This window comes from Pseudomonas fluorescens, assembly GCF_004683905.1.
GTDB lineage: Bacteria > Pseudomonadota > Gammaproteobacteria > Pseudomonadales > Pseudomonadaceae > Aquipseudomonas > Aquipseudomonas putida_A.
In genome coordinates this window covers 5546310-5569008 of sequence record NZ_CP038438.1, presented here as the reverse complement: position 1 = coordinate 5569008, position 22699 = coordinate 5546310, and the positions used below count along the sequence as shown (strand labels likewise).

Annotated in this window: 18 protein-coding genes; 4 read left to right on the top strand and 14 right to left on the bottom strand. The window is 61.2% G+C overall.

The features are described from left to right. Nucleotides 1–175: 175 nt before the first annotated feature. On the top strand, nucleotides 176–1546 hold the full coding sequence (creD, locus tag E4T63_RS25800) for a cell envelope integrity protein CreD (RefSeq protein ID WP_135296715.1): 1371 nt from the start codon (nucleotides 176–178) through the stop codon (nucleotides 1544–1546). A gap of 172 nt (nucleotides 1547–1718) precedes the next feature. Here the strand turns inward: creD and E4T63_RS25790 are convergent, their stop codons facing one another. The 8 genes from E4T63_RS25790 to E4T63_RS25755 all read right to left on the bottom strand — a co-directional run bounded on the left by E4T63_RS25790 (nucleotide 1719) and on the right by E4T63_RS25755 (nucleotide 11003). After that, nucleotides 1719–2348, bottom strand: a complete 630-nt coding sequence (locus tag E4T63_RS25790) for a glutathione S-transferase (RefSeq protein WP_135296713.1) — start codon at nucleotides 2346–2348, stop codon at nucleotides 1719–1721. Nucleotides 2349–2541: 193 nt separating this feature from the next. After that, the gene (locus E4T63_RS25785) at nucleotides 2542–2721 is read right to left on the bottom strand and encodes a hypothetical protein (protein WP_098965951.1); all 180 of its coding nucleotides are present in this window, start codon (nucleotides 2719–2721) and stop codon (nucleotides 2542–2544) included. After that, a complete protein-coding gene (locus E4T63_RS25780) occupies nucleotides 2718–3842 on the bottom strand; it encodes a PepSY-associated TM helix domain-containing protein (protein WP_135296712.1) in 1125 nt (374 codons plus the stop codon). The genes E4T63_RS25785 and E4T63_RS25780 overlap by 4 nt, the downstream gene beginning before the upstream one ends. Before the next feature lie 74 nt (nucleotides 3843–3916). Beyond that, nucleotides 3917–6355, bottom strand: a complete 2439-nt coding sequence (locus E4T63_RS25775) for a TonB-dependent siderophore receptor (RefSeq protein ID WP_098965950.1) — start codon at nucleotides 6353–6355, stop codon at nucleotides 3917–3919. A gap of 234 nt (nucleotides 6356–6589) precedes the next feature. Then, nucleotides 6590–7561, bottom strand: coding sequence for a FecR domain-containing protein (locus E4T63_RS25770; RefSeq protein WP_135296711.1), 972 nt, complete (start codon nucleotides 7559–7561; stop codon nucleotides 6590–6592). Then, on the bottom strand, nucleotides 7558–8076 hold the full coding sequence (locus E4T63_RS25765; RefSeq protein ID WP_096797587.1) for an RNA polymerase sigma factor: 519 nt from the start codon (nucleotides 8074–8076) through the stop codon (nucleotides 7558–7560). Before E4T63_RS25765 ends, E4T63_RS25770 begins: the two co-directional genes overlap by 4 nt. Before the next feature lie 288 nt (nucleotides 8077–8364). Continuing rightward, nucleotides 8365–9072: a 3'-5' exonuclease gene (locus tag E4T63_RS25760; protein ID WP_135296710.1), complete on the bottom strand. Its 708-nt coding sequence runs from the start codon at nucleotides 9070–9072 to the stop codon at nucleotides 8365–8367. After that, nucleotides 9069–11003, bottom strand: coding sequence for a putative nucleotidyltransferase substrate binding domain-containing protein (locus E4T63_RS25755; RefSeq protein ID WP_348631546.1), 1935 nt, complete (start codon nucleotides 11001–11003; stop codon nucleotides 9069–9071). The genes E4T63_RS25760 and E4T63_RS25755 overlap by 4 nt, the downstream gene beginning before the upstream one ends. 259 nt (nucleotides 11004–11262) lie before the next feature. Here E4T63_RS25755 and E4T63_RS25750 point away from each other — a divergent pair, with 259 nt between their 5' ends. Then, on the top strand, nucleotides 11263–11709 hold the full coding sequence (locus E4T63_RS25750) for a response regulator (RefSeq protein ID WP_098965943.1): 447 nt from the start codon (nucleotides 11263–11265) through the stop codon (nucleotides 11707–11709). A 206-nt stretch (nucleotides 11710–11915) separates the two neighbouring features. Here E4T63_RS25750 and E4T63_RS25745 read toward each other — a convergent pair whose 3' ends face one another. After that, nucleotides 11916–14093: a malate synthase G gene (locus tag E4T63_RS25745; protein ID WP_098965942.1), complete on the bottom strand. Its 2178-nt coding sequence runs from the start codon at nucleotides 14091–14093 to the stop codon at nucleotides 11916–11918. Between the two features lie 649 nt (nucleotides 14094–14742). Here E4T63_RS25745 and E4T63_RS25740 point away from each other — a divergent pair. Beyond that, the gene (locus E4T63_RS25740) at nucleotides 14743–15261 is read left to right on the top strand and encodes a glycine cleavage system protein R (protein WP_095137448.1); all 519 of its coding nucleotides are present in this window, start codon (nucleotides 14743–14745) and stop codon (nucleotides 15259–15261) included. A 223-nt stretch (nucleotides 15262–15484) separates the two neighbouring features. On the opposite strand, the gene rarD is transcribed toward E4T63_RS25740, so the two are convergent. From rarD to E4T63_RS25715, 5 genes are all read right to left on the bottom strand, one after another. Continuing rightward, nucleotides 15485–16372: an EamA family transporter RarD gene (gene rarD / locus E4T63_RS25735; protein ID WP_095137447.1), complete on the bottom strand. Its 888-nt coding sequence runs from the start codon at nucleotides 16370–16372 to the stop codon at nucleotides 15485–15487. A gap of 193 nt (nucleotides 16373–16565) precedes the next feature. Beyond that, nucleotides 16566–17540 (bottom strand): serine/threonine protein kinase, encoded by a 975-nt coding sequence (locus E4T63_RS25730; RefSeq protein WP_135296708.1) that lies wholly within the window; start codon nucleotides 17538–17540, stop codon nucleotides 16566–16568. A 209-nt stretch (nucleotides 17541–17749) separates the two neighbouring features. Next, nucleotides 17750–19651: a PhoX family protein gene (locus tag E4T63_RS25725; RefSeq protein ID WP_135296707.1), complete on the bottom strand. Its 1902-nt coding sequence runs from the start codon at nucleotides 19649–19651 to the stop codon at nucleotides 17750–17752. A gap of 70 nt (nucleotides 19652–19721) precedes the next feature. Beyond that, nucleotides 19722–20486, bottom strand: a complete 765-nt coding sequence (locus E4T63_RS25720) for a TOBE domain-containing protein (protein ID WP_135296706.1) — start codon at nucleotides 20484–20486, stop codon at nucleotides 19722–19724. Between the two features lie 187 nt (nucleotides 20487–20673). After that, a complete protein-coding gene (locus E4T63_RS25715; RefSeq protein WP_135296705.1) occupies nucleotides 20674–21408 on the bottom strand; it encodes a ComF family protein in 735 nt (244 codons plus the stop codon). Nucleotides 21409–21499: 91 nt separating this feature from the next. Here E4T63_RS25715 and bioB point away from each other — a divergent pair, with 91 nt between their 5' ends. Next, the gene (gene bioB / locus E4T63_RS25710; RefSeq protein ID WP_095137442.1) at nucleotides 21500–22555 is read left to right on the top strand and encodes a biotin synthase BioB; all 1056 of its coding nucleotides are present in this window, start codon (nucleotides 21500–21502) and stop codon (nucleotides 22553–22555) included. Nucleotides 22556–22699 lie beyond the last annotated feature (144 nt).

The following is a 22699-nucleotide window of genomic DNA, read 5'->3' as shown; positions in this document are numbered from 1 at the left end:
GCCCGCTCCCACAGGGGGGGGGTGAAACACAGGTCTTGGTCACACCAAAGATCAACTGTGGGAGCGGGCTTGCTCGCGAAGGGGCCGGTGCAGTCTCCACACAATCTCCATATTCCCCCCACATTCCCCTCATACATCAACAGCAGACTCTGCCCATCCAAACAGGGAGAGTCCCATGAACAAGAATCTGACCATAAAGCTCGGGGCGATTGCCCTGTTGATCCTGCTGTTGCTGATACCGCTGCTGATGATTGACGGTATCATCGATGATCGCCAGCAACTGCGCGACGGCGTGCTCGAAGACATCGCCCGCAGCTCCAGCTACAGCCAGCAACTGAGCGGGCCGGTGATGGTGGTGCCGTATCGCAAAGTGGTGCGCACCTGGAAGACCAACGAGAAAACCAGTCAGCGCTACGAAGAACTGGGCGAAGAACGCGGTCGGCTGTACTTTCTCCCGGAGCGCTTCGAGCTCGACGGTCAGGTGCAGACCGAGCTGCGCAATCGCGGTATCTACGAAGCGCGACTGTTCCATGCCGACAATCGCATCAACGGGCATTTCTCGTTGCCGGCGCAGTTGGGGATCAAGGAAGACTTTGCCGATTACCAGTTCGACGCGCCGTTTCTGGCAGTGGGCATCAGCGATATTCGCGGCATCGAAAACGCCCTGAAACTGGAACTCGATGGCCAGCGCTTGGACTTCGTACCAGGTACCCAAGTCGGCTGGCTCGGCGAAGGCGTGCGGGTGACGTTGCCAGCGCTGGATACCCGCAACGCCACGGAGCTGACCTTCGGTTTCGACCTGCGTCTGCAAGGCACCGGTTCGTTGCAGGTGTTGCCGGTGGGCAAAAGCAGTCACGTCAGTCTTGCCGCCAACTGGCCGCACCCCAGTTTTGTCGGCAACTTCCTGCCGGGCAAACGCGAGATCAGCGACCAGGGTTTCAGCGCCGATTGGCAGACCACGTTTTTCTCCACCAACCTGCAGGAAGCGATGAACCGCTGCGTGCTGGGCAATGACTGCGAGGCGTTCAACGGGCGCAGCTTTGGTGTGAGCTTCATCGATCCGGTGGATCAGTACCTGAAGAGTGATCGGGCGATCAAATATGCGCTGTTGTTTATCGTTCTGACGTTCGCCGGTTTCTTCCTGTTCGAGGTGCTCAAGAGTCTGGCGGTGCACCCGGTGCAATACGCATTGGTCGGTGTGGCGCTGGCGTTCTTCTATCTGTTGCTGCTGTCGTTGTCGGAGCACATCGGCTTTGCCCTGGCGTATCTGCTGTCGGCCAGTGGCTGTGTGCTGTTGATCGGGTTTTACGTCTGCCACGTGCTGCACAGCGTGCGTCATGGCCTGAGTTTTTCTGCGGGATTGGCGGCGTTGTATGGCCTGCTGTATGGCCTGCTGAGCGCCGAGGATTACGCGCTGCTGATGGGTTCGCTGCTGTTGTTCGGTCTGCTCGGGGTGTTCATGGTGCTGACGCGCAAACTCGACTGGTACGGGATCGGGCAAAAACCGGCCAAGCCGCTGGCGTTTGATGTGGAGGCGATGCAATGAGCGGGTTGCGAGAGGAGCAGCGCTGGAAGGAAGAATTGGTGACGCGGATTGTCGGGTTTCTGCCTGTGGAAACGAGGTGGTGCCTTCGCGAGCAAGCCCGCTCCCACAGGAGTACGCATTCCAATGTGGGAGCGGGCTTGCTCGCGAAGAGGGCGGAACAGGCGCCGCAGCCTTAAGGCTTGGGCATCGTGGCAACCATGGACGGTCGCTGGCTAACGTCGAAATACCAGTTGGCCAGTTGCGGATTGGCGCTGCGCCAGTCCAGATCCGGATGACGCAGATCGATGTAACCCAGTGCACAAGCGACGCTGATCGCCGCCACGTCGAAATGGCTGGTCAGCTCGGCGATGGCGTCACTTTCCAGATAGGCCAGGGCGCGACGAATCTTCTCGCGCTGGGCGTCGAGCCATTCGTCCCAGTGCTTTTCCGGGGCGCGCAGCACCAGTTCGTAACGCACCATCACCGAGGCGTCCATGATCCCGTCGGCCAGCGAGGCCAGGGTCAGACGCCGCCAACGGGCCGCTCCTTCGCGAGGGATCAGCGGATTGCCGACGTGTTGCTGGTCGAGGTATTCGAGGATCACGCGGCTGTCATGAATCACGCTGCCGTCGGCCAGACGCAGGGCGGGAATCTTGCCCAGCGGGTTGTCGGCGTTGAGCGCAGCGTCCGGGCTGACCGGGGTGAGGACGCAGTCTTGCAGGGCGACGCGATCCTGCTGGCCGGTCTCGTGCAACAGCACCATCACTTTGCGCACGAACGGGGAGAGCGTGTTGTGAAACAGGGTCATGCTGGGGGCGGACATTGGCAAACCTCGGTGGTCATCGAAGAGCAGGAGATTAGCCTAGTCAGATACAGAACGGCTGGCGAGGGATTTGCTGGTGTTCATCAGGCCGCCTTCGCGAGCAAGCCCGCTCCCACACTGGATCTGTTTCGTTCACAAATCCCCTGTGGGAGCGGGCTTGCTCGCGAAGAGGCCCTGTCAGGCAGCACAAAAATCACTCGCGCGGCAGCAAGCCTCTTATGGCCAGAAATGCGGGAACACCCAGCCCGACCCAACTCAACGCATCCCAGATCCCGTCCCCCAGCAACGCCGAAAACAACCCCGCCGCACTCAGCAGCGCAATCACCAGCGGCGTGCTGAACACTTTCCAGAAACTCGACTGACGCGGCTTCATGCAGCAGCCTCCAGCGGCAACGGTTTTGCCGCTTTACGCCGCACCACCCACAGATACACGCCACTGCCGAGGACGATGATGGTCAGCACGTCGAGGGTTGCCCAGAGGATCTTCATCGGCATGCCGCCGTAGTCGCCGAAGTGCAGCGGCTGGGACATGCCCATGGCGTCCATGTACCACGGGCGCTCGGCCACAGCGGTGACCTGTAGGGTGCTGGCGTCGATCAGCACCGGCGTCAGCAGGTGCGAGGTCAGGTGCGTGCCGCCCTTCATGAAGACTGAATAATGATGCTCGCTGGAAAACCGCGTGCCGGGGAAAGCGATGAAATCCGGGTTCATTCCCGGCGCCACGTCGCGGGCGATGTCGAGCAGGCGGGTGGCCGGTGCCAGGCGGGTCAGCGGCGGGGCATCGCGGTAGGGCGCGACCATGGCGCTCAGCGTGTCGTTGCGCCACGCGGCGATGATCAGATCGGCACAGGCACTGATCACGCCGGTGACACCGACCACCAGCGCCCAGGTCAGGGTAACGACGCCGATCAGGTTGTGCAGGTCGAGCCAGCGCAGGCGGGTGGACTTGTCCTGACGCACGGTGCCGAACTGCAAGCGGCGCATGAACGGCAGGTAGAGCACCGTGCCCGAGATGATCGCGACCACGAACAGCAGACCCATGAACGCCAGCAGCAACTTGCCCGGCAGTCCGGCAAACATGTCGACGTGCAGGCGCAAGATGAACAGCATCAGCCCGCCATTGGCCGACGGGGTTTCCAACGCTTCACCGGTGCGCGCATCGAGCATGAAGGTGTGCGACGAGTTCGGTTCGGTGCCGGCGGTTTTCGCCATGATCGTCAGCACGGCGTTCGGTTCGTCGTCTTCGAAACCGAAGTACTGCACCACTTCACCTGGGCGATGTTTTTCTGCGGCCTCGACCAGTTGCGCCAGGTTCAGGCGCGGCGTGTCGACCGGCATCTCGCGCACTTGCGGGGCATCGCCGAGCAGGTGCTCGATTTCGTGATGAAAGATCAGCGGCAGACCGGTCAATGCCAACAGCAGCAGAAACACGGTGCAGATCAGGCTGGTCCAGGTGTGGATGAACGACCAACGGCGAATTGTTTTACTTTTCATTTCATGACCTTCAAAAACACCGAAGCCGTCCACGGGGGACGGCCTGGTGACAGAACCTGGTTCAGCTCACGCGCTTACCACTTGTAAGTGGCGCTGGCGATGACGCTGCGCTGGTCACCGTAGTAGCAGTAGTAGCCGTCGCAGGTGGAGATGTAGTCCTTGTCGAACAGGTTGGTGGCGTTAATTGCCAGCGACGCACCTTTGAGGCTGTTGTCCAGGCGACCGAGGTCGTAATGCACCGAGGCGTCGAACACGGTGTAGGCGTCCGCCTTGCCCAGCCAGGTGTTGGCCTTGTCGCCGTAAGTGTTGCCGGTGTAACGCACGCCACCGCCGATGCCGAAACCGTCGAGTACGCCGCTGTGCCAGGTGTAGTCGGTCCACAGCGAAGCTTGCTGGTTAGGCATCAGTTGCAGGCGATTGCCCTTGTCCACGCCTTTCTGCACTTCGGACTTGGCCAGGGTGTAGGCGGCGATGACTTTCAGGTTATCGGTGACGTCGGAAACCGCTTCCAGCTCCAGGCCTTTGACCTTCACTTCACCGGTCTGGCTGGTGATGGTCACGTTGTTGACGATGCTGTTGACCGCGACGTTCTTCTGGGTCAGGTCATACACCGCAGCGCTCAGCAGAGTCTTGCTGCCCGGCGGCTGGTACTTGATGCCCAGTTCCCATTGCTTGCCTTCGGTCGGCTTGAGCGAACCGGTGGAGGTGGCATCGGCGCCGCTGGTTGGCTGGAAGGATTCGGCGTACGACAGGTACGGCACGAAGCCCGAGTCGAACACGTAGCTGAGCGCCGCGTTGCCGCTGAACGCCTTGTCGCGCTGGGTGTTGGTGGCGTCGCCCTTGTTGATGAACTGCGTGCCGGTGTGCACCCAGTCTTCACGTCCGCCGAGGGTCAGGCGCCACTGGTCGAGGGCCATCTGGTCCTGCACGTACAGGCCGGTCTGGTAGGTCTTCTGGTCATAGTCATAGAACGCCGAAGAACGTGCTGGACGGGTGATCGGCTGACCGTAGATCGGATTGTTGACGTTAATGTCCGGCGCGGTGCCGAAGATCGACGTGTAGTTGGTGTTGCTGCGCTGGTGATCCAGACCGAGCAACAGCGTATGGCGGATGTCTCCAGTGGCGAAGTCGGCCTGGAAGTTGTTGTCCACGGCGAACTGGCTGATGTCTTCATCAACGTTGGTGGTGCCGCGACCGACATTGCCCTGAGCATCCACGGTGAAGCCGGCGAACGATGGGTTGTAACTGTTGACGGTCACGGTCTGGAACGACAGATCCGACTTGGTGTAGCGCAGGTTCTGCTTGAACTGCCAGACGTCGTTGAGGCGATGCTCGAAGGCATAACCGAGCGCGTAGTAGGTGCGGTCGTAGAAATCGTAGTCCGGATCACCGAGGTTCTTGTGATGGGAAATCTTGCCGAACGGCATGTCGATCTTGGTGCCCTGAATCGGGTAGAACTGGCTGGTGACACCGGTATCGTCGCGGGTGAACTGGGTCAGCAGGGTGAATTTGGTGTCGTCATCGATGTTCCAGGTCAGGCTCGGCGCGATGTTATAGCGCTTGTTCTCGATGTGATCGATCTGCGTGTCGCTGTCGCGCACCACACCGCTGATGCCGTAGAGAAACTGCCCGGCGTCGTCGATCTTGCCGGTGCTGGCGAAGTTGATCTGACGATGGTTGTCGCTGCCGTACTGCAACTGGATTTCGCTGCTGGCTTCCGAGCTCGGGCGCCGGCTGACCATGTCCAGCAGACCGCCCGGCGGCGTCTGGCCGTAGACGGAAGAGGCCGGGCCGCGCAGCAGCGCGAGGCGGTCGAGGTTCCAGGTTTCAGGCTTTGGGTTGGCGTATACGCCCTTGGGCAGCGGCAGGCCGTCGAGGAACTGAGTCGGCTCGAAACCGCGCACCCGTAGCCAGTCGATACGGGTGTCGCTGCCGTAGCTGCTGGCGGTGATGCCCGGCATGTAGCGTACGGCGTCATCGAGGCTGTGCACGCTGCGGTCGTCCATTTGCTGACGCGTGGCGACCGAGATCGAGCGCGGCGCTTCGACCAGCGCGGTGTCGGTCTTGCTGCCGGCGGCGGTGCGGGTAGCGGTGTAGCCTTCGACCGGGCCCCAGGCGGTTTCCAGATTTTCCACGCCGATCACTGCGGTTTCCGGCAGCGCCAATGTCCCTTCCGGCACTGCCACCAGGGTGTAGGTGCCGGTACTGCTTTGTTCCAGTTGCAGACCGGTGCCTTGCAGCGCCGCGCGCAGAGCACCGGCGGCGTCGTACTGACCGCTGACCGGCGCAGAGGTCTTGCCGGCGGCCAGCGACGGATTCAGCGACAGCGCGAGGCCGCCCTGGCTGGCGATCTGGTTCAGGGTGGTCGACAGCGGCGCCGCTGGCAGGTTGTAGGCACGCACGCTAGAGGCCTGTTCAGCAGCGAGCAACGCGCTGCTGAGCAGCGGCGCGCTGAGGGCAATGGCGATGGCCAACAGACTGGGGCGCAACAAGGTGTCTAGCGAACGGGACATGCGAAGGCTCCTGAATGGAAATATTTCTCAATTGCCTGTGTGCCGGACGAGAATTGAAAAGTGATAGGGCTGGATGAAAATAATTTCGATTAACTGGGAGTGGGGCGGCCGATTCGGAATTTTCGAGTGCTGCGGGTGGCCCTATCGCGAGCAGGCTCACTCCTACAGGGGGAACGCATTCCTACTGTAGGAGTGAGCCTGCTCGCGATAGCTATTTCCCTGACAACGAATTTTTTAAGGCTTGGTATCAGCCTTCGCCACCGTGACCCAATACGGCGTGTGCTGCTCGATCTGCACCGGCAGGGTCGGCAGCAGCGCACTCAAGGCCTTGTCGGTGTCGTGCAGCGGGAAGCTGCCGGTGATGCGCAGGTCAGCGACTTCCGGCGTCACGCCCAGATGCCCTCGGCGATAACGACCCAGTTCATGCACCAGGTCTTCCAGCCGCGCGTTATCCACCACCAGCATGCCGCGGGTCCAGGCATCGGCGCCGGGCGTGAGCGCGGCGACCGTGTCGAGGCCGTCATTGCGGATCAGCACTTGCTGGCCTTCACGCAGGATCTGCTCTTCAGAATGACTTTGCGGATGCGCCGCCACCGCCGATTGCAGGACGCTCAGGCGCGTACCTTGGTCTTCACGCTTGACCAGAAACCGTGTGCCCAACGCGCGCATGCTGCCTTCGCGCGTCTCGACAATGAACGGCCGCGCATCGCCGTGACCGGTCTCGACCATGATCTCGCCTGCCTGCAACACGATCAGCCGCTGCCTGGCATCGAAACGCACATCCACCGCGCTGTGGGTGTTGAGGTTGAGCACGGTGCCATCGGCCAGGCGCACCGTGCGCTGCTCACCGGTGGCGGTGCGTTGATCGGCGAGCCAGTAATCCAGCGGCAAGTAGCGATCCCCGGCAAACAACGCCAGACCGACGAGCGCCACCACGCTGGCCAATCCGCTGCCGAGCTTGCGCACGCGCCGCCGAATGCCTTCGCGCGATTGCAGCAAGGCCGCGCGGGCCGGGCCGTTGGCGACGCTGAAGCGCTGATCGAGCATGCCCAGTTGGCGCCAGGCGCGGGCGTGTTCTTCATGGGCCGCGTGCCACTTGGCGAACTCCTCGCGCTCCAGCGGACTGCCGGAATCCAGCGACAACTGCCAGGCAATCGCCGCGTCCAGCACCTGAGCCGAGACCGGTTTGGAACTGGCCGGGTTCATGTCGGCTCACCGTACAGGGCGATGTAGCACTGGCGAATGCCTTGCGCGAGGTACTGCCGCACGCGGGGCACCGAGACGCCAAGCTTCTCGGCGATTTCGGCGTGGCCGAGGCCGTCGAGGCGGTTATACAGGAAAGCGGCGCGGGCCTTGGTCGACAGTTTGCCGAGCAGGCGGTCGATGGCCTTGAGGTCTTCGAGGATCAGTTGCTGTTCTTCCACCGAAGGCTGTTCGCCTTCGGGGATCAGCATCAATTCAGTGAGGTAGGCCTGCTCCAGCGCGGCGCGGCGGAAGTAGTCGAACAGCAGGCCCTTGGCGATCGCCACCAGAAACGCCCGGGGTTCGCGCGGCGTCAGCAGTTGCTCGCGACCGAGCAGACGCACGAAGGTATCCTGGCTCAGGTCTTCGGCCCGTTGCGGGCAAGCCACATTGCGCCGCAACCAGCTCAGCAGCCAACCGCGATGGTCGCGATACAACGCACCGACGAGTTCACTGTGAGGGCTTGGGACTGACGACACCAGACGCACCGATTGGGAAATGTTAACCAACGAGAATTGTTCGCGATTCTCGCAGAGGTGGGAATGGTTAGCAATTGGCCACTGGTCGGGTGGGTGCACAAGAGCTGCCCCTCACCCTAACCCTCTCCCGGGGGAGAGGGGACCGATCAGGGAATATTCTGGAGCTGCACCGACCGGAAAGTGCTTTGCTGAATCCATAATCGATCTGGTTTTTCAGGTCGATGTATAACGCCAGACAATAAGGTCAGCTCCCTCTCCCTCTGGGAGAGGGCTGGGGTGAGGGGGCTTTTAGAAGGACGGCGCCTGCTGACGACGTTTCCACTGACTCAAACGCTGCTGCAGGTTCAACGGGCTATGAATCTGCTGCTGCCGCGCCCGGCTGAACAGAATCAACGCCAGCTCTGCCGTGGCCAGTGCATCGGCACTCGCGTTGTGCCGCTCGAACACCTCAAGCCTGAACCAGTCGATCCATTCGTCCAGCCCGGCCTCGCGGATATTAGCCTGCGGACACAGCAGCGGCGCCATGTCCGCGACATCCAGAAACACATTCTGCAGCTTGTAACCCAGGTGTTCCCGCAGCGCGCGCCCAAGCATGTGCTGATCGAAGGGCGCATGAAACGCCAGCACCGGGCTGTCGCCGATGAATTCCATCAATTCCAGCAACGCCTCGGCCGGGTCGCTGCCGGCAGCAATCGCATTCGGCCCCAGGCCATGAATCAACACGCTCGGGCTGAGTTTCAGCTCCCGACATTGCAGGGTGCGCTCGAACTGCTGGCTGAAGTCGATTGCGCCGTCTTCGATCACCACCGCGCCGATCGACAGCACGCGATCCTTGTTCAGGTTCAGCCCGGTGGTTTCCAGATCGAGCACCACCCAACGCTGCTCGCGCAGGCTGCATTCTTTCAGTTCGCTGATCGCCGGCAACTTCGCCAGACGTTGTTGCAGGTCTGCCGACAGCAGTGGGCTGGCCGGCCGCAGCCACGAAAACAGGCTCATAGCTGATACCGCAAGGCCAGGCTGCTTTGCAGGCGCTGGGCCTGGCGCAGGGATTCACGCAGGATGCGTCGGTCCAGATGATTGAGGCTGTCGGGATCGACCCGGTTCGACCATGGCAGATTCTCACGGGTCTGGATCTGGTGTTGCTGCATGCGCGTCTGCTGGATGAAGTGGTAAGCCTCTTCATATGCCGCGCCGTCGAGCCGTTCGATGACTTCTTTCTCGACCAGATGACGCAGGCGCTCCAGAGTGTTGTTGGTTTCGATGCCATGCGCCAGCGCCAACAGTCGTGCGCCGTCGACGAAGGGCGTCAGGCCCTGAACCTTGAGGTCGAGGGTGGCTTTCTCGCCGTTCTTGCGCGCCAGCACAAACTCGCGGAAACGCCCCACCGGCGGGCGATTGCGCAGGGCGTTCTCGGCCAGCATGCGCTGGAACAAACGGTTGTCGCCGACCTGATCGAGAATCCCCCGGCGCAGTTGCGCGCAGCCTTTTTCGTCGCCCCAGACCACCCGCAGGTCGAAATAGATACTCGAACCGAGCAGGTTCTCCGGCGTCGTCTCGCGGATAAATGCTGCAAAGCGTCGCGCCCATTCTGCTCGGGACAGGCACAGCTCAGGGTTGCCGGCCATGATGTTGCCCTTGCACAGGCTGAAGCCGCACTGCGCCAGGCTCTGGTTGATCTGCTGGGCGATCGGCAGCAGCTTGCCGCGAATCTCCGCCGCGTGCGCCGCGTCCCGCGCTTCGAACAGAATGCCGTTGTCCTGATCGGTGTGCAGCGTCTGTTCGCGCCGGCCCTCGCTGCCGAAACACAGCCAGCTGAACGGTACGCCGGGGTCGCCTTTTTCGGCGAGGGTCAGCTCGATCACCCGGCACACGGTGTGGTCGTTGAGCAGGGTGATGATGTGGGTGATCTGCGTCGAAGACGCACCGTGGGCAAGCATGCGTTCGACCAGTTGGCCGATCTCGCCGCGCAGGCTCACCAGTTGTTCGAGGCGCTGGGCACTGCGGATGGTCCGGGCCAGGTGCACCAGGTCGACCCGTTGCAGCGAGAACAGATCACGCTCGGAGACCACGCCACACAGACGCTGATCCTTGACCAGACAAACGTGGGCGATGTGCCGTTCGGTCATGGCAATCGCCGCGTCGAAAGCGCTGTGATCCGGCGACAGAAAAAACGGCGAACAGGTCATGTGGCGCTCGATGGTTTCGCTGAAATCACCGCTGCCATTGGCGACCACTTCGCGCAGGTCACGCAGGGTGAAAATCCCCAGCGGCGCCTTGTGTTCATCCACCGCGACGATGCTGCCGACCTGTTGCTCGTGCATCAGCTTCACCGCTTCGCGCAACGGCGTGTCGGGGCTGCAAGTCACCGGATGGCGCATCGCCAATTCGCCGAGGCGGGTGTTCAGCGAATACTGGGTGCCGAGGGTTTCCACGGCTTTCTGCTGGACTTGCTGGTTGACCTGATCGAGCAGGCTGCTGACCCCGCGCAAAGCGAAATCGCGGAAGCTGTTAGACAGGGCGAACAGCTTGATGAACGCCGGTTTGTTCAGTTGCAGGCAGAAGGTGTCTTCGCTGGCCAGATGTTCGGTACGGGTCGCCCGTTCGCCAATCAGCGCGGCCAGCGGGAAGCATTCACCGGTGGTGATCTCGAAGGTGGTTTCGGTGCCGGGCCGGGTGATGTGCTGGCGTTCGCCGACCACTCGGCCCTGTTTGACGATGTAGAAATATTCGACCGGCCCGTCGGCGGGCTTGATGATGCTTTCGCCCTGGCCATAGAAGCGCAGCTGACATTGTTCCACCAGAAAAGCCAGGTGGGCGTGTTCCATCTGATTGAAGGGCGGGAAGCGCTGGAGGAATTGCAGGGTGCCCTGAATGTTCTGCAACACCGCGGTTTTCCCTGCTTGGGTGAAGGCGTCCGCTTTACTCATAACCATTACCGCAGTCTTTTTTGAATTGTTGTTGTCGGATCGTTGCAGCCATGGTCGGCCCCTGCGCGCGGGGTGCCCATTGGACGTAAGTCTAGGTTTGAGCTGCCGTTGGGCACATTTGGGAAGTGCCCTACAAAAACAGTCGGAAATTCCCCCGCCAGCCACTTGGAAAAAAATCCGACGAAGTGCACATTGAAGCTCTGCTTAGCGATGTCTGACGACTGTGCCAGGTGACTGAATTGAAAACGTAGAGAATGCCATGTCCGACCACGATATTTTGAGCGACGCCGAGCGTGAAGCGCTCAGCGCAGTAATGCTCGAACCCGACTTGCCGCCGCAGCGTGTACTGATCGTCGATGACGACAAGGACGCCCGGGAGCTGTTGTCGGAGATACTCGCGTTGGATGGCATTCGTTGCATGACCGCGGCCAGCGGCGAAACCGCGCTGAAGATGCTCGACGAAAAACCTTCGATCGGGCTGGTGATCACTGATTTGCGTATGGGCAATGTCGGTGGGCTGGATTTGATTCGGCAGGTGCGTGAGTCGGAGCGGGCGGCGTTGCCGATCATCATTGTTTCCGGCGATGCCGATGTGAAAGACGCCATCGCCGCGATGCACCTGAGCGTGGTGGACTTTCTGCTCAAGCCGATTGATACGGTGAAGTTGCTGGGCCTGGTCAAACACGAATTGGGCATTGATCCCTGACTCTCAAGCTACACCGCCCCCCCTGTGGGAGCGGGCTTGCTCGCGAATGCGTCCTTTCTGTCGAAGTTAATGTTGAATGTGAGTCCGTCTTCGCGAGCAAGCCCGCTCCCACAAGGGATCTCCAGTGGTCCGGAGATTTTTATAGGCCAACAAAAAAGCCCTGATCGCAAGATCAGGGCTTTTTCATGTCCGGCAGTCAGCGCAGGTTACAGGCCGTTGGCCTTCTTGAACTCGCGACGACGACGGTGCAGAACCGGCTCGGTGTAGCCGTTCGGCTGTTTGGTGCCTTCGATCACCAGTTCGACTGCTGCCTGGAAGGCGATGTTGCTGTCGAAGTTCGGTGCCAGCGGACGGTACAGCGGGTCGTTGGCGTTTTGCCGATCGACCACTGGCGCCATGCGCTTGAGGCTTTCCATCACTTGCGCTTCGGTGACGATACCGTGCCGCAGCCAGTTGGCGATGTGCTGGCTGGAGATGCGCAGCGTTGCACGGTCTTCCATCAGGCCGACGTCATTGATGTCCGGCACTTTCGAGCAACCCACGCCCTGGTCGATCCAGCGCACCACGTAACCGAGAATGCCCTGGGCGTTGTTGTCCAGTTCGTTCTTGATCTGCTCAGGCGTCCAGCTTGGGTTGACCGCCAGCGGAATGGTCAGGATGTCGTCCACCGAAGCACGGGCACGCTTGGCCAGTTCGGCCTGACGGGCGAACACGTCGACCTTGTGGTAATGCAGCGCGTGCAGCGCAGCCGCGGTCGGCGATGGCACCCAGGCGGTGTTGGCACCGGCCAGCGGGTGAGCGATTTTCTGTTCGAGCATCGCCGCCATCAGATCGGGCATCGCCCACATGCCTTTACCGATTTGTGCACGACCTTGCAGGCCGGTGCTCAGACCGATATCGACGTTCCAGTTCTCGTAGGCGCCGATCCACTTTTCGGCCTTCATGTCGGCCTTGCGCACCATCGGGCCGGCTTCCATGGAGGTGTGGATTTCGTCGCCGGTACGGTCGAGGAAACCGGTGTTGATGAACACCACGCGCTCGCTGGCAGCCTTGATGCAGGCTTTGAGGTTGACCGTGGTGCGGCGCTCCTCGTCCATGATCCCGACTTTCAGGGTGTTGCGCTTGAGGCCCAGCACATCTTCGATGCGACCGAACAACTCGTTGGTGAACGCCGCTTCTTCCGGGCCGTGCATCTTCGGTTTGACGATGTAGACCGAGCCGGTGCGGGTGTTCTTGCGCGAGGTGTTGCCGTTGAGGTTGTGCATCGCCGCCAGACAGGTCACCAGACCGTCGAGAATGCCTTCCGGCACTTCGTTGCCGTCCTTGTCCAGGATCGCGTCGATGGTCATGAGGTGACCGACGTTACGCACGAACAGCAGTGAGCGACCGTGCAGGGTCAGTTCACTGCCATCGACCTTGGTGTAGGTGCGATCCGGGTTCATGGTGCGGGTGAAGGTCTGGCCGCCCTTGGCGACTTCTTCGGACAGATCGCCCTTCATCAGGCCGAGCCAGTTGCGGTAGATCACCACTTTGTCGTCGGCATCGACGGCAGCCACGGAGTCTTCGCAGTCCATGATGGTGGTCAGTGCCGCTTCCATCAGGATGTCTTTGACGCCGGCGGCATCGGTCTGGCCGACCGGGGTGCTGGCGTCGATCTGGATTTCGAAATGCAGGCCGTGGTTCTTCAGCAGTATCGCGATCGGCGCTTCTGCCGAACCCTGGAAGCCGATCAGTTGAGCATCGTCACGCAGGCCGGTGTTGCTGCCGCCCTTGAGGGTGACCAGCAGTTTGCCGTCAACGATCTTGTAAGCCGTCGAATCGACGTGGGAGCCAGCGGCCAGGGGTGCCGCTTCGTCGAGGAACGCACGGGCGAAGGCGATGACTTTGTCGCCACGCACCTTGTTGTAGCCTTTGCCTTTTTCCGCGCCACCGTCTTCGCTGATCGCGTCGGTGCCGTAGAGGGCGTCGTACAGCGAACCCCAGCGGGCGTTCGAGGCATTGAGGGCGAAGCGTGCGTTCATCACCGGCACCACGAGTTGCGGGCCGGCGGTACGGGCGATTTCATCATCGACGTTTTGCGTCGTTGCCTGGAAATCAGCCGCTTCTGGCAGCAGATAACCGATTTCTTGCAGGAAGGCTTTGTAAGCCACGGCGTCGTGCGCCTGGCCGGCATGTTCCTGGTGCCAGGCATCAAGGCGAGCCTGGAAGTCATCGCGTTTGGCGAGTAGGGCTTTGTTCTTCGGCGCCAGGTCATGAATGACCTTGTCGGCACCTTCCCAGAATTTTTCGGCGGTGAGGCCGGTACCGGGAATGGCTTCGTTGTTCACGAAGTCGAACAGGACTTTGGCGACCTGCAGGCCACCGACTTGAACGTGTTCAGTCATTGCTTGCCTCACTCTGCTCAGCTATTTCGCTTTTCAGCTCTTCAATTTTGACAATGAAGCCTCTGGCCATTTAAACCACAAACCTTCCGACCAGTACATGCCATTGCTGGCGGCTGGGCTGGGACCAATCAACGGCTTGGGGGCCTTGCTGACGGGGCTTTCAGGGTTGCGAACATGCCTTGGGCAGACATCGATCCAGCGTTATGTAGTGCGCGCCGAGGCATACTACATGATGCGTTGCGCTTGTGAAAATCAGACTAATAACGTCGTTCTGCGACCTCATGACGCATTGCGGTCACGTCGCGGAACGGGATGTTCTCAAAAAACCATCGGATTGTTCCAGCTAAATATAAAAAGTTGTACACATAAATCCTTTCTGCCTGCTATGGCATCCCCCTGCGGTGCACATTCTGTGGCGAGGGGATTTATCCCCGATGGGTGGCGAAGCCGCCCCCTGCGCGCTGACAGGTAGACCGAGCTGACAGGGTTTACGGCTGCTGCGCAACCGATCGGGGATAAATCCCCTCGCCACAGGTTGCATCCAAAACCAAGACACAGGTCACTCGCACAAATTGCTGCCCGGGCTGAATCAAACCCCTTGCCTATACTTGCCTTTCTATAACAAAAGTCATGACAAGAGGGCGGCGCCATGGACCATCTCGTACTCACTGTGTTTGCTCCGGACAAGCCGGGGCAGGTCGAGCGCATCGCCCAATGCATCGCCGAGCACGGCGGCAACTGGCTGGAAAGCCGCATGTCACGGATGGCCGGGCAGTTCGCCGGGATTCTGCGAGTGGGCGTACCGGCGGAGGCTTACGACGAATTAGTCGATTCCCTACAAGCGCTGTCGGCACAGGGCATTCGCGTGCTGATCGCGGAGAGTGGTATCGAGCAGTCCTGCACCTGGAAACCGATCGCCATGGAGTTGGTGGGCAATGACCGCCCGGGCATCGTGCGCGACATCACCCGGTTGCTCAGCGAGCAGGGGGTGAACCTCGAACGGCTGGTGACCGAGGTGCGCCCGGCACCGATGAGCAGCGAGCCGTTATTCCACGCCGAAGCAATTCTCGCGGTGCCGTTGACCCTGTCGCTGGACGTGCTGCAATCGCGGCTGGAAACCCTGGCGGATGATCTGATGGTCGAACTGGTGTTACGCACAGATCTTTAAGCGCCGCCAGGGTTATCCAGTTTTAACGTGCACCTGCCTGTGGATAACCTGTAGAGACCGGGCGCAACGCCACGTCGGCCATGGCTTGCAGCATGCTGATCAAAAAACCGCCAGCATTCAGTGACTTGCGCACAAACGGCGGGGATCACGCTGTGGATAACCTTGGGAAGGAACGTTGCAGGCCACGAGAACCGTGGCCTGCGAAGCTTTGTGCGTTTTTTGATCAGCTGCGCCGACGCAAACTGATCACCGCATCGACGCTGTACACGGCCAGACCGGCCCAGATGAAGATGAACGCGATCAGCGTGCTCGACGACAAGTGCTCACCAAACAGCAACACCGCTTGCAGCAGCACCAGGGTTGGCGCGGTGTACTGGAGGAAACCGATGGTGGTGTAGGGCAGATGACGGGTGGCCGCGTTGAAACACACCAGCGGGATGAGCGTCACCGGCCCCGCCGCGACCAGCCACCAGGCTTGCGAGGTGGTCCAAAACTCGGGTTGTGCGCTGGTGGCGGTCTGGTTGAACAGCAGCCAGGCCACAGCGATCGGCACCAGCATCCAGGTTTCCACCACCAGCCCCGGCAAGGCCTTGACCGGCGCCTGTTTGCGGATCAGACCGTAAAAACCGAAGGTCAGCGCCAGCACCAGCGATACCCACGGCAGACTGCCGACCTGCCACACCTGCTGCGCCACGCCGACGGCTGCCAGCCCCACCGCAATCCACTGCATGCGCCGCAGGCGTTCGCCGAGAATCAGCATCCCCAACAGCACGTTCACCAGCGGGTTGATGTAGTAACCGAGGCTCGCTTCGAGCATGCGCCCGTTGTTCACCGACCACACATAGGTCAGCCAGTTGGCCGCGATCAGGGTGCCGCTCAGGGCGAGGATCGCCAAGCGCTTGGGGTTGTCGAGCAACTCGCGTAACCAGCCCGGATGCTTCCACACCATCAGCAACAGCGCACCGAACAGTGCCGACCACAACACGCGGTGAATGATGATCTCGACAGCGGGGACTTCGGCGATGGCCTTGAAGTAGATCGGGAACAGGCCCCAGATGATGTAGGCACTCAGGCCCAGAATGTACCCGCGACGCGGGTTGGCGGCTTGCATGCAGAATCCTTGCTTAGGCAGCTGACAAAGCAGGGATTGTAAGGAGATTTGTTGGCAAATGAGTTTTGAATTTGTGAATACTGGCCAAATGTGGGAGCGGGCTTGCTCGCGAATGCGGTGTATCAGCAGCAGAATAATTGCCTGACACACCGCCTTCGCGAGCAAGCCCCCTCCCACAAAGGTTTGTGGTGAATCAGAAGAGTTTCAGTGGCTCTTCATTCAGCGCGGACAGTTGTTCACGCAACGCCAGCACCTGATCGCCCCAATACCGCTCCGTACCAAACCACGGAAAATTGTGCGGGAATGCCGGGTCGTCCCAGCGCCGCGCCAGCCAGGCGCTGTAGTGCATCAGGCGCAGGGCGCGCAGCGGTTCGATCAGCGCCAGTTCACGGGGATCGAAGTCGTGGAATTCGTTGTAGCCGTCCATCAGTTCCGACAGTTGCCCGAGGCATTCCTGACGGTCGCCGGCGAGCATCATCCAGATGTCCTGCACGGCCGGGCCCATGCGGCAGTCGTCGAGGTCGACAATGTGGAACATTTCATCGCGGCACATCATGTTGCCGGGGTGACAGTCGCCATGCATGCGGATGTTCTGGTGCGGCGTGGCGGCGTAGACGTCTTCGACCCGCTTGAGCAGGTCGCGGGCCACTGACTCGTAGGCCGGCAGCAGGCTCTTGGGGATGAAGTTGCCTTCAAGCAACGTCGCCAGCGAGGCATGGCCGAAGTTCTGCACGCCGAGTGCTTCACGGTGTTCGAACGGCTTGGTCGCGCCGACCGCATGAATGCGCCCGAGTAACTGGCCGAGGCGGTACAGCTGATCAAGGTTGCCCGGCTCCGGCGCGCGACCGCCACGACGGGGGAACAGGGTGAAGCGGAAACCCGCGTGTTCGTGCAGGGTCTGGCCGTTGTGGATCAGCGGCGCCACCACCGGGATTTCGACGTCGGCCAGTTCGAAGGTGAACTGGTGTTCTTCGAGGATGGCTTCGTTGGTCCAGCGCTGCGGACGGTAGAACTTGGCGATCAGCGGTTCGGAGTCTTCGATACCGACCTGATAGACGCGATTTTCGTAGCTGTTGAGCGCCAGAATGCGTGCGTCACTGAGAAACCCGATGCTTTCGACGGCATCGAGCACGAGATCGGGTGTGAGGGTTTCAAACGGGTGGGCCATGCTGACTCCTGCGCGCAGCAGGCTGCCGCGTCCGGCCCAGCATGGTAGCGCAGACTGTGGAGGTTGAGGGTTTTGCCTTGAATAGTGGGCTGCCTGGAAGGGCCTCTTCGGGAGCAAGCCCCCTCCCACAGTGGATCTCCGGTGTGCCGACCATCTCATGCACTCAGCCGATCCAATGTGGGAGCGAGTCTGCTCGCGAAAGCGATTTATCAGGCGCCGACGATCCCGCCATCCTCACGGGTAATCGCCATCACCGATGAACGCGGCTTGCCATTCGGCAGATGCTCGGGGAAGGTCGAACCGCCGTTCTCGCCTGGATGCTGAATCCCGACAAACAGGGTTTTCTGGTCCGGCGAGAAGCTGATCCCGGTCACTTCACAGCCAATCGGCCCGACCATGAACCGGCGAATTTCGCCGGTCTTCGGATCGGCGCAGAGCATCTGGTTGTTGCCCATCCCGGCAAAGTCCCCGGCGTTGCTCGAGTCGCCGTCAGTCAGAATCCACAAGCGCCCGGCCTTGTCGAAGCCCAAACCGTCCGGGCTGTTGAACATGTTCTGCGGGGTGATGTTCGACGAACCGCCCTTCGGCGTACCGGCGTGCACGCCCGGGTTGCCTGCGACCACAAACAGGTCCCAGGCGAAGGTTTTCGCCGCATGATCGTCGCGGTCGGTGCGCCAGCGCAGGATCTGCCCGTAGACGTTCTTCGCGCGCGGGTTCGGCCCGCCCACCGGCTGCCCGTCTTCGCCGCGCTTGGCGTTGTTGGTCAGGGTGCAATAAACCTGGCCGTCCTTCGGGCTGACGACGATCCATTCCGGGCGGTCCATACGCGTGGCGCCGACCACACTGGCGGCGAGGCGGGCGTGGATCAGCACTTCGGCCTGATCGGCGAAACCGCTGCTGGCGTCGATGCCGTTCTTGCCGTGGGTCAGTTCGATCCACTGGCCTTGGCCTTTCGGGTGATCAGGGTTGCCGTCACCGGCGTCGAACTTGGCCACATACAGCGTGCCGTGGTCGAGGATGTCGCGGTTGGCTTTGGCGTTGCGGTGGTTGATGCGGTCGCGGCTGATAAACTTGTAGATGAACTCGCCACGCTCGTCGTCGCCCATGTACACCACGGCGCGACCGTCATCGGTCTCGGCCAGTGCGGCGTTTTCATGCTTGAAGCGACCGAGTGCGGTGCGCTTGACCGGGGTCGATTGCGGATCGAACGGATCGATCTCGACCACCCAGCCGTGACGGTTGAGTTCGTTGGGGTTCTTGGCCATGTCGAAGCGCGGGTCGAACGGGTGCCAGTTGATCTCGCGGCTGGCGGCCGTGACACCGTAGCGTTTCTGCGCCGGGTCGAACTGCTGCTGGGCGTTGCTGCTGCCAAAGCAGTCGGTAAAGTTTTCTTCGCAGGTCAGATAGGTGCCCCACGGCGTCTTGCCGTTGGCGCAGTTCTGGAAGGTGCCGAGGACTTTCTTGCCGTGTTTGTCGGCAGCCGTTTTCATCAGATCGTGGCCGGCCGCCGGGCCACTGATGCGCAGCGGCGAGTTGCCATGGATGCGACGGTTGTAGCGCGAGCCCTGGACGAACTGCCATTGGCCGTTCCTGCGCTGCACTTCGATCACCGACACGCCTTCACAGGCCAGCGCCTTGCGCACGTCTTCGGCCGACTGCGGCATGCCGCCGTGCGGGTAGAGGTAGCGGTAGTTGGTGTATTCGTTGTTGATCGCCATCAACGCACGGTTTCGGTCGTCGGGGAATTCGAACAGGCTCATGCCGTCGTTGTTGTCGCCGAATTGCACTTCCTGGGCGGCGGCGGTGCCATTGCCGCTCGGGTCGAACGCCGGGCCGTTCTTGTGCAATGGCTGACCCCAACTGATCAGCACCGAGGACTTGTAGCCCTTGGGCAGGCTGATGCCATCGGTGGTCGCGGCGGGAATGCTCTCGAAACCGAGCAGGCGGCTGTTGCCGGCGCTGATGCCGGTGGCCAGCGCGCTGCGGCTCAGCAGGTTGCCGCCGAGGAACATGGCGGCGCCGCACAGTGCCCCGGCGCTGATGAAACCGCGACGGCTGAGGCCGACCATTTTTTCCAGATCAGTCGATTGGTTTTCTTCTAATAGGCTCACATCAGGCTCCCTGCTTGGTTTTGGCAGCCACCTTAATGAGCGTCGATTACGCTTTCGTTGCAGCGCCTGATTACAGCGGCGTGCCGATCAGTACGTTGGACGGCGAGAACTGCACCTGCACCGGTTGCTCGACACTCAGCCCGCGGGTGCGAAGCTGCAGCGGCTCCGCCAGAGCGCAGAGCGTCTGGCCGTTGGGCAGGGCGATGCGCACTTCGCTGGGGCCGTCCTCGGCATCGAGAATGGCTTCGATAGTGCCTTGCAGAAGATTGTGTCCAGATGTTGCAACTTGCTCCGGGGCCAGCAGTTCAAGCCAGCCAGCCTTGATCAGTGCCACCACTTCGGTACCCGGATGCAGTTCCAGGTGCACGGTGCTGTCGTGGGTGATCTGCGCGTTGATCCACAGGCCTTCGGCCAGTTCGAGGCGGATCAGGTCATTGCGGCCCTGACCCTCGATGGCGACGACTTTGCCGTGCAGCTGGTTGCGCGCGCTGGTTCTGAGCATCAATCGCCCGAGCAGATCCAGATCGCTGGCGTCCTCAGCGGCCTCCAGCACTTGTGCCTGCAAGGCCTGCAGTTTTTGATAAAGGCGCAACACCCGTTCGCCTTCGCTGGACAACCTGGCGCCGCCGCCGCCCTTGCCGCCGACCGCGCGCTCCACCAGCGGTTTCTGCGCCAGGTTGTTCAGTTCATCAATCGCATCCCACGCCGCTTTGTAACTGAGCCCGGCGCTTTTCGCGGCGCGGGTGATCGAGCCCTGTTCGGCAATGTGTTGCAGCAGGGCGATGCGCTGCGGACGGCGGACGATGTGCTGGGACAACAGGGTGGGCAGGGACATTGGTGGGGGCTTTTTCACAGTGGCGGTGGAGAGTGAAGTTGGCGGCTTGCGACGCATCAGTCAAGCCAAACACAGTGCCCTTGTAGGAGTGAGCCTGCTCGCGATGGCGGTGGAACAGTCAGCATCAATGTTGGCAGTGATTGCGCTATCGCGAGCAGGCTCACTCCTACAAGGGATTGTGTCGGTTTCAGCTTCCGGGTTTTGGCGTGCGCGCCAGGCAATACACGTCAACTCTCGACGCCCCTGCATCCCGCAGCAGTCGCGCCAGTGCCTGGGCCGTGGCGCCGGTGGTCAGCACGTCATCGATCAATGCGAAGTGCCGACCTTTCACCTTTGCGTCAGGGGTCAGGGCGAAGGCGTGACGCAAATTGCGCTTGCGCGCCTTGGCGTCGAGGTCCTGTTGGGCGCTGGTGTCGTGGATCCGCCGTAGAGCATGTTCCTCAAAAGGCAGATCCAGCTGTTGGCTTAACCATCGCCCCAGCATTGCCGCTTGATTGAACCCGCGTTGACGCAGACGTCTCCCCGCCAACGGCACCGGCAACAACACATCGGGCCGCGGCAAACCTTCATCGAAGCGATGTTGCAGGTATTGTCCGGCAACGTCGGCGAGCAGGTGACCAAACGGCCATTTCGCGTTGTGTTTAAAACGCGTAATCAAACTGTCCACCGGGAAGTCATAGCGCCACGGCACCACCACCTGTTCGAACACCGGCGGCTCTAGCAGGCATCCGCCGCAGGTCAGGCCAGCGCTGGGCAGCGGCAAGGCGCAGGTCTGGCAATGGTCGCCGAGCCAGGGCAGATCGGTTTCGCAGGCGACGCAGATTGGCACTTCTGCTTCTGCGGGTTCATCGCACAACAAACAGCTTTGTACGTTTTTTAAACAGATGTAAACCTGTGCTTCGTCTCGTGGTTGACAGCGCATGACTCTTCCTTAAATATGCCGAACATCCGTGTCGCGCCTGTGGGTATTCCGTTCCCGCAGCCGCCAGCCAAGCATAACCAAGGAACTGCCCATGAGCGCCAGCACCTCTGCCACCCTGCGTCACGACTGGTCTTTAGCCGAAGTCAAAGCGCTCTTCGTACAGCCATTCAACGACTTGCTGTTCCAGGCGCAGACGGTGCACCGTGCCCATTTCAACGCCAATCGCGTGCAGGTTTCCACGCTGCTGTCGATCAAGACCGGCGCCTGCCCGGAAGACTGCAAGTACTGCCCACAGTCCGGTCACTACAACACCGGCCTGGAAAAAGAAAAGCTGATGGAAGTGCAAAAAGTCCTCGAAGAGGCTGCCCGCGCCAAGGCCATCGGCTCGACCCGTTTCTGCATGGGGGCCGCGTGGAAGCACCCGTCGGCCAAAGACATGCCGTATGTGCTGAAGATGGTTGAAGGCGTGAAGGCCATGGGCCTGGAAACCTGCATGACCCTCGGTCGTCTCGATCAGGAACAGACCGAGGCGCTGGCCAAGGCTGGCCTCGATTACTACAACCACAACCTCGACACCTCGCCTGAGTTCTACGGCAGCATCATCACCACCCGCACCTACAGCGAACGCTTGCAGACGCTGGCCTACGTGCGTGAGTCGGGGATGAAGATCTGCTCCGGCGGCATTCTCGGCATGGGCGAGTCGCTGGACGACCGCGCCAACCTGCTGATCCAGTTGGCCAACCTGCCGGAACATCCGGAGTCGGTGCCGATCAACATGCTGGTGAAGGTCGCCGGCACGCCGCTGGAAAACGCCGAAGACATCGACCCGTTCGACTTCATCCGCATGCTCGCTGTCGCGCGCATCCTTATGCCGCAATCCCACGTACGCCTGTCCGCCGGCCGCGAAGCGATGAACGAGCAGATGCAGGCCCTGGCGTTTTTCGCCGGTGCCAACTCGATTTTCTACGGTGACAAACTGCTGACCACTGCCAACCCGCAGGCCGACAAGGACATGCAACTGTTCGCGCGTCTGGGCATTCAACCGGAAGCGCGCGAAGAGCATGCCGATGAAGTGCATCAGGCCGCGATCGAGCAGGCGCTGGTGGAGCAGAAGAGCAGCGAGCAGTTCTATAACGCGGCGGTCTAAACCTGCGCGGATTTCTCTGAAGGAATGCAAAACCCCTGTGGGAGCGGGCTTGCTCGCGAAAGCGTCAGTGCGGTCGACATTACGTTGAATGTCAGACCGCCTTCGCGAGCAAGCCCGCTTCCACAGGGAATCTGTGTCACTTGA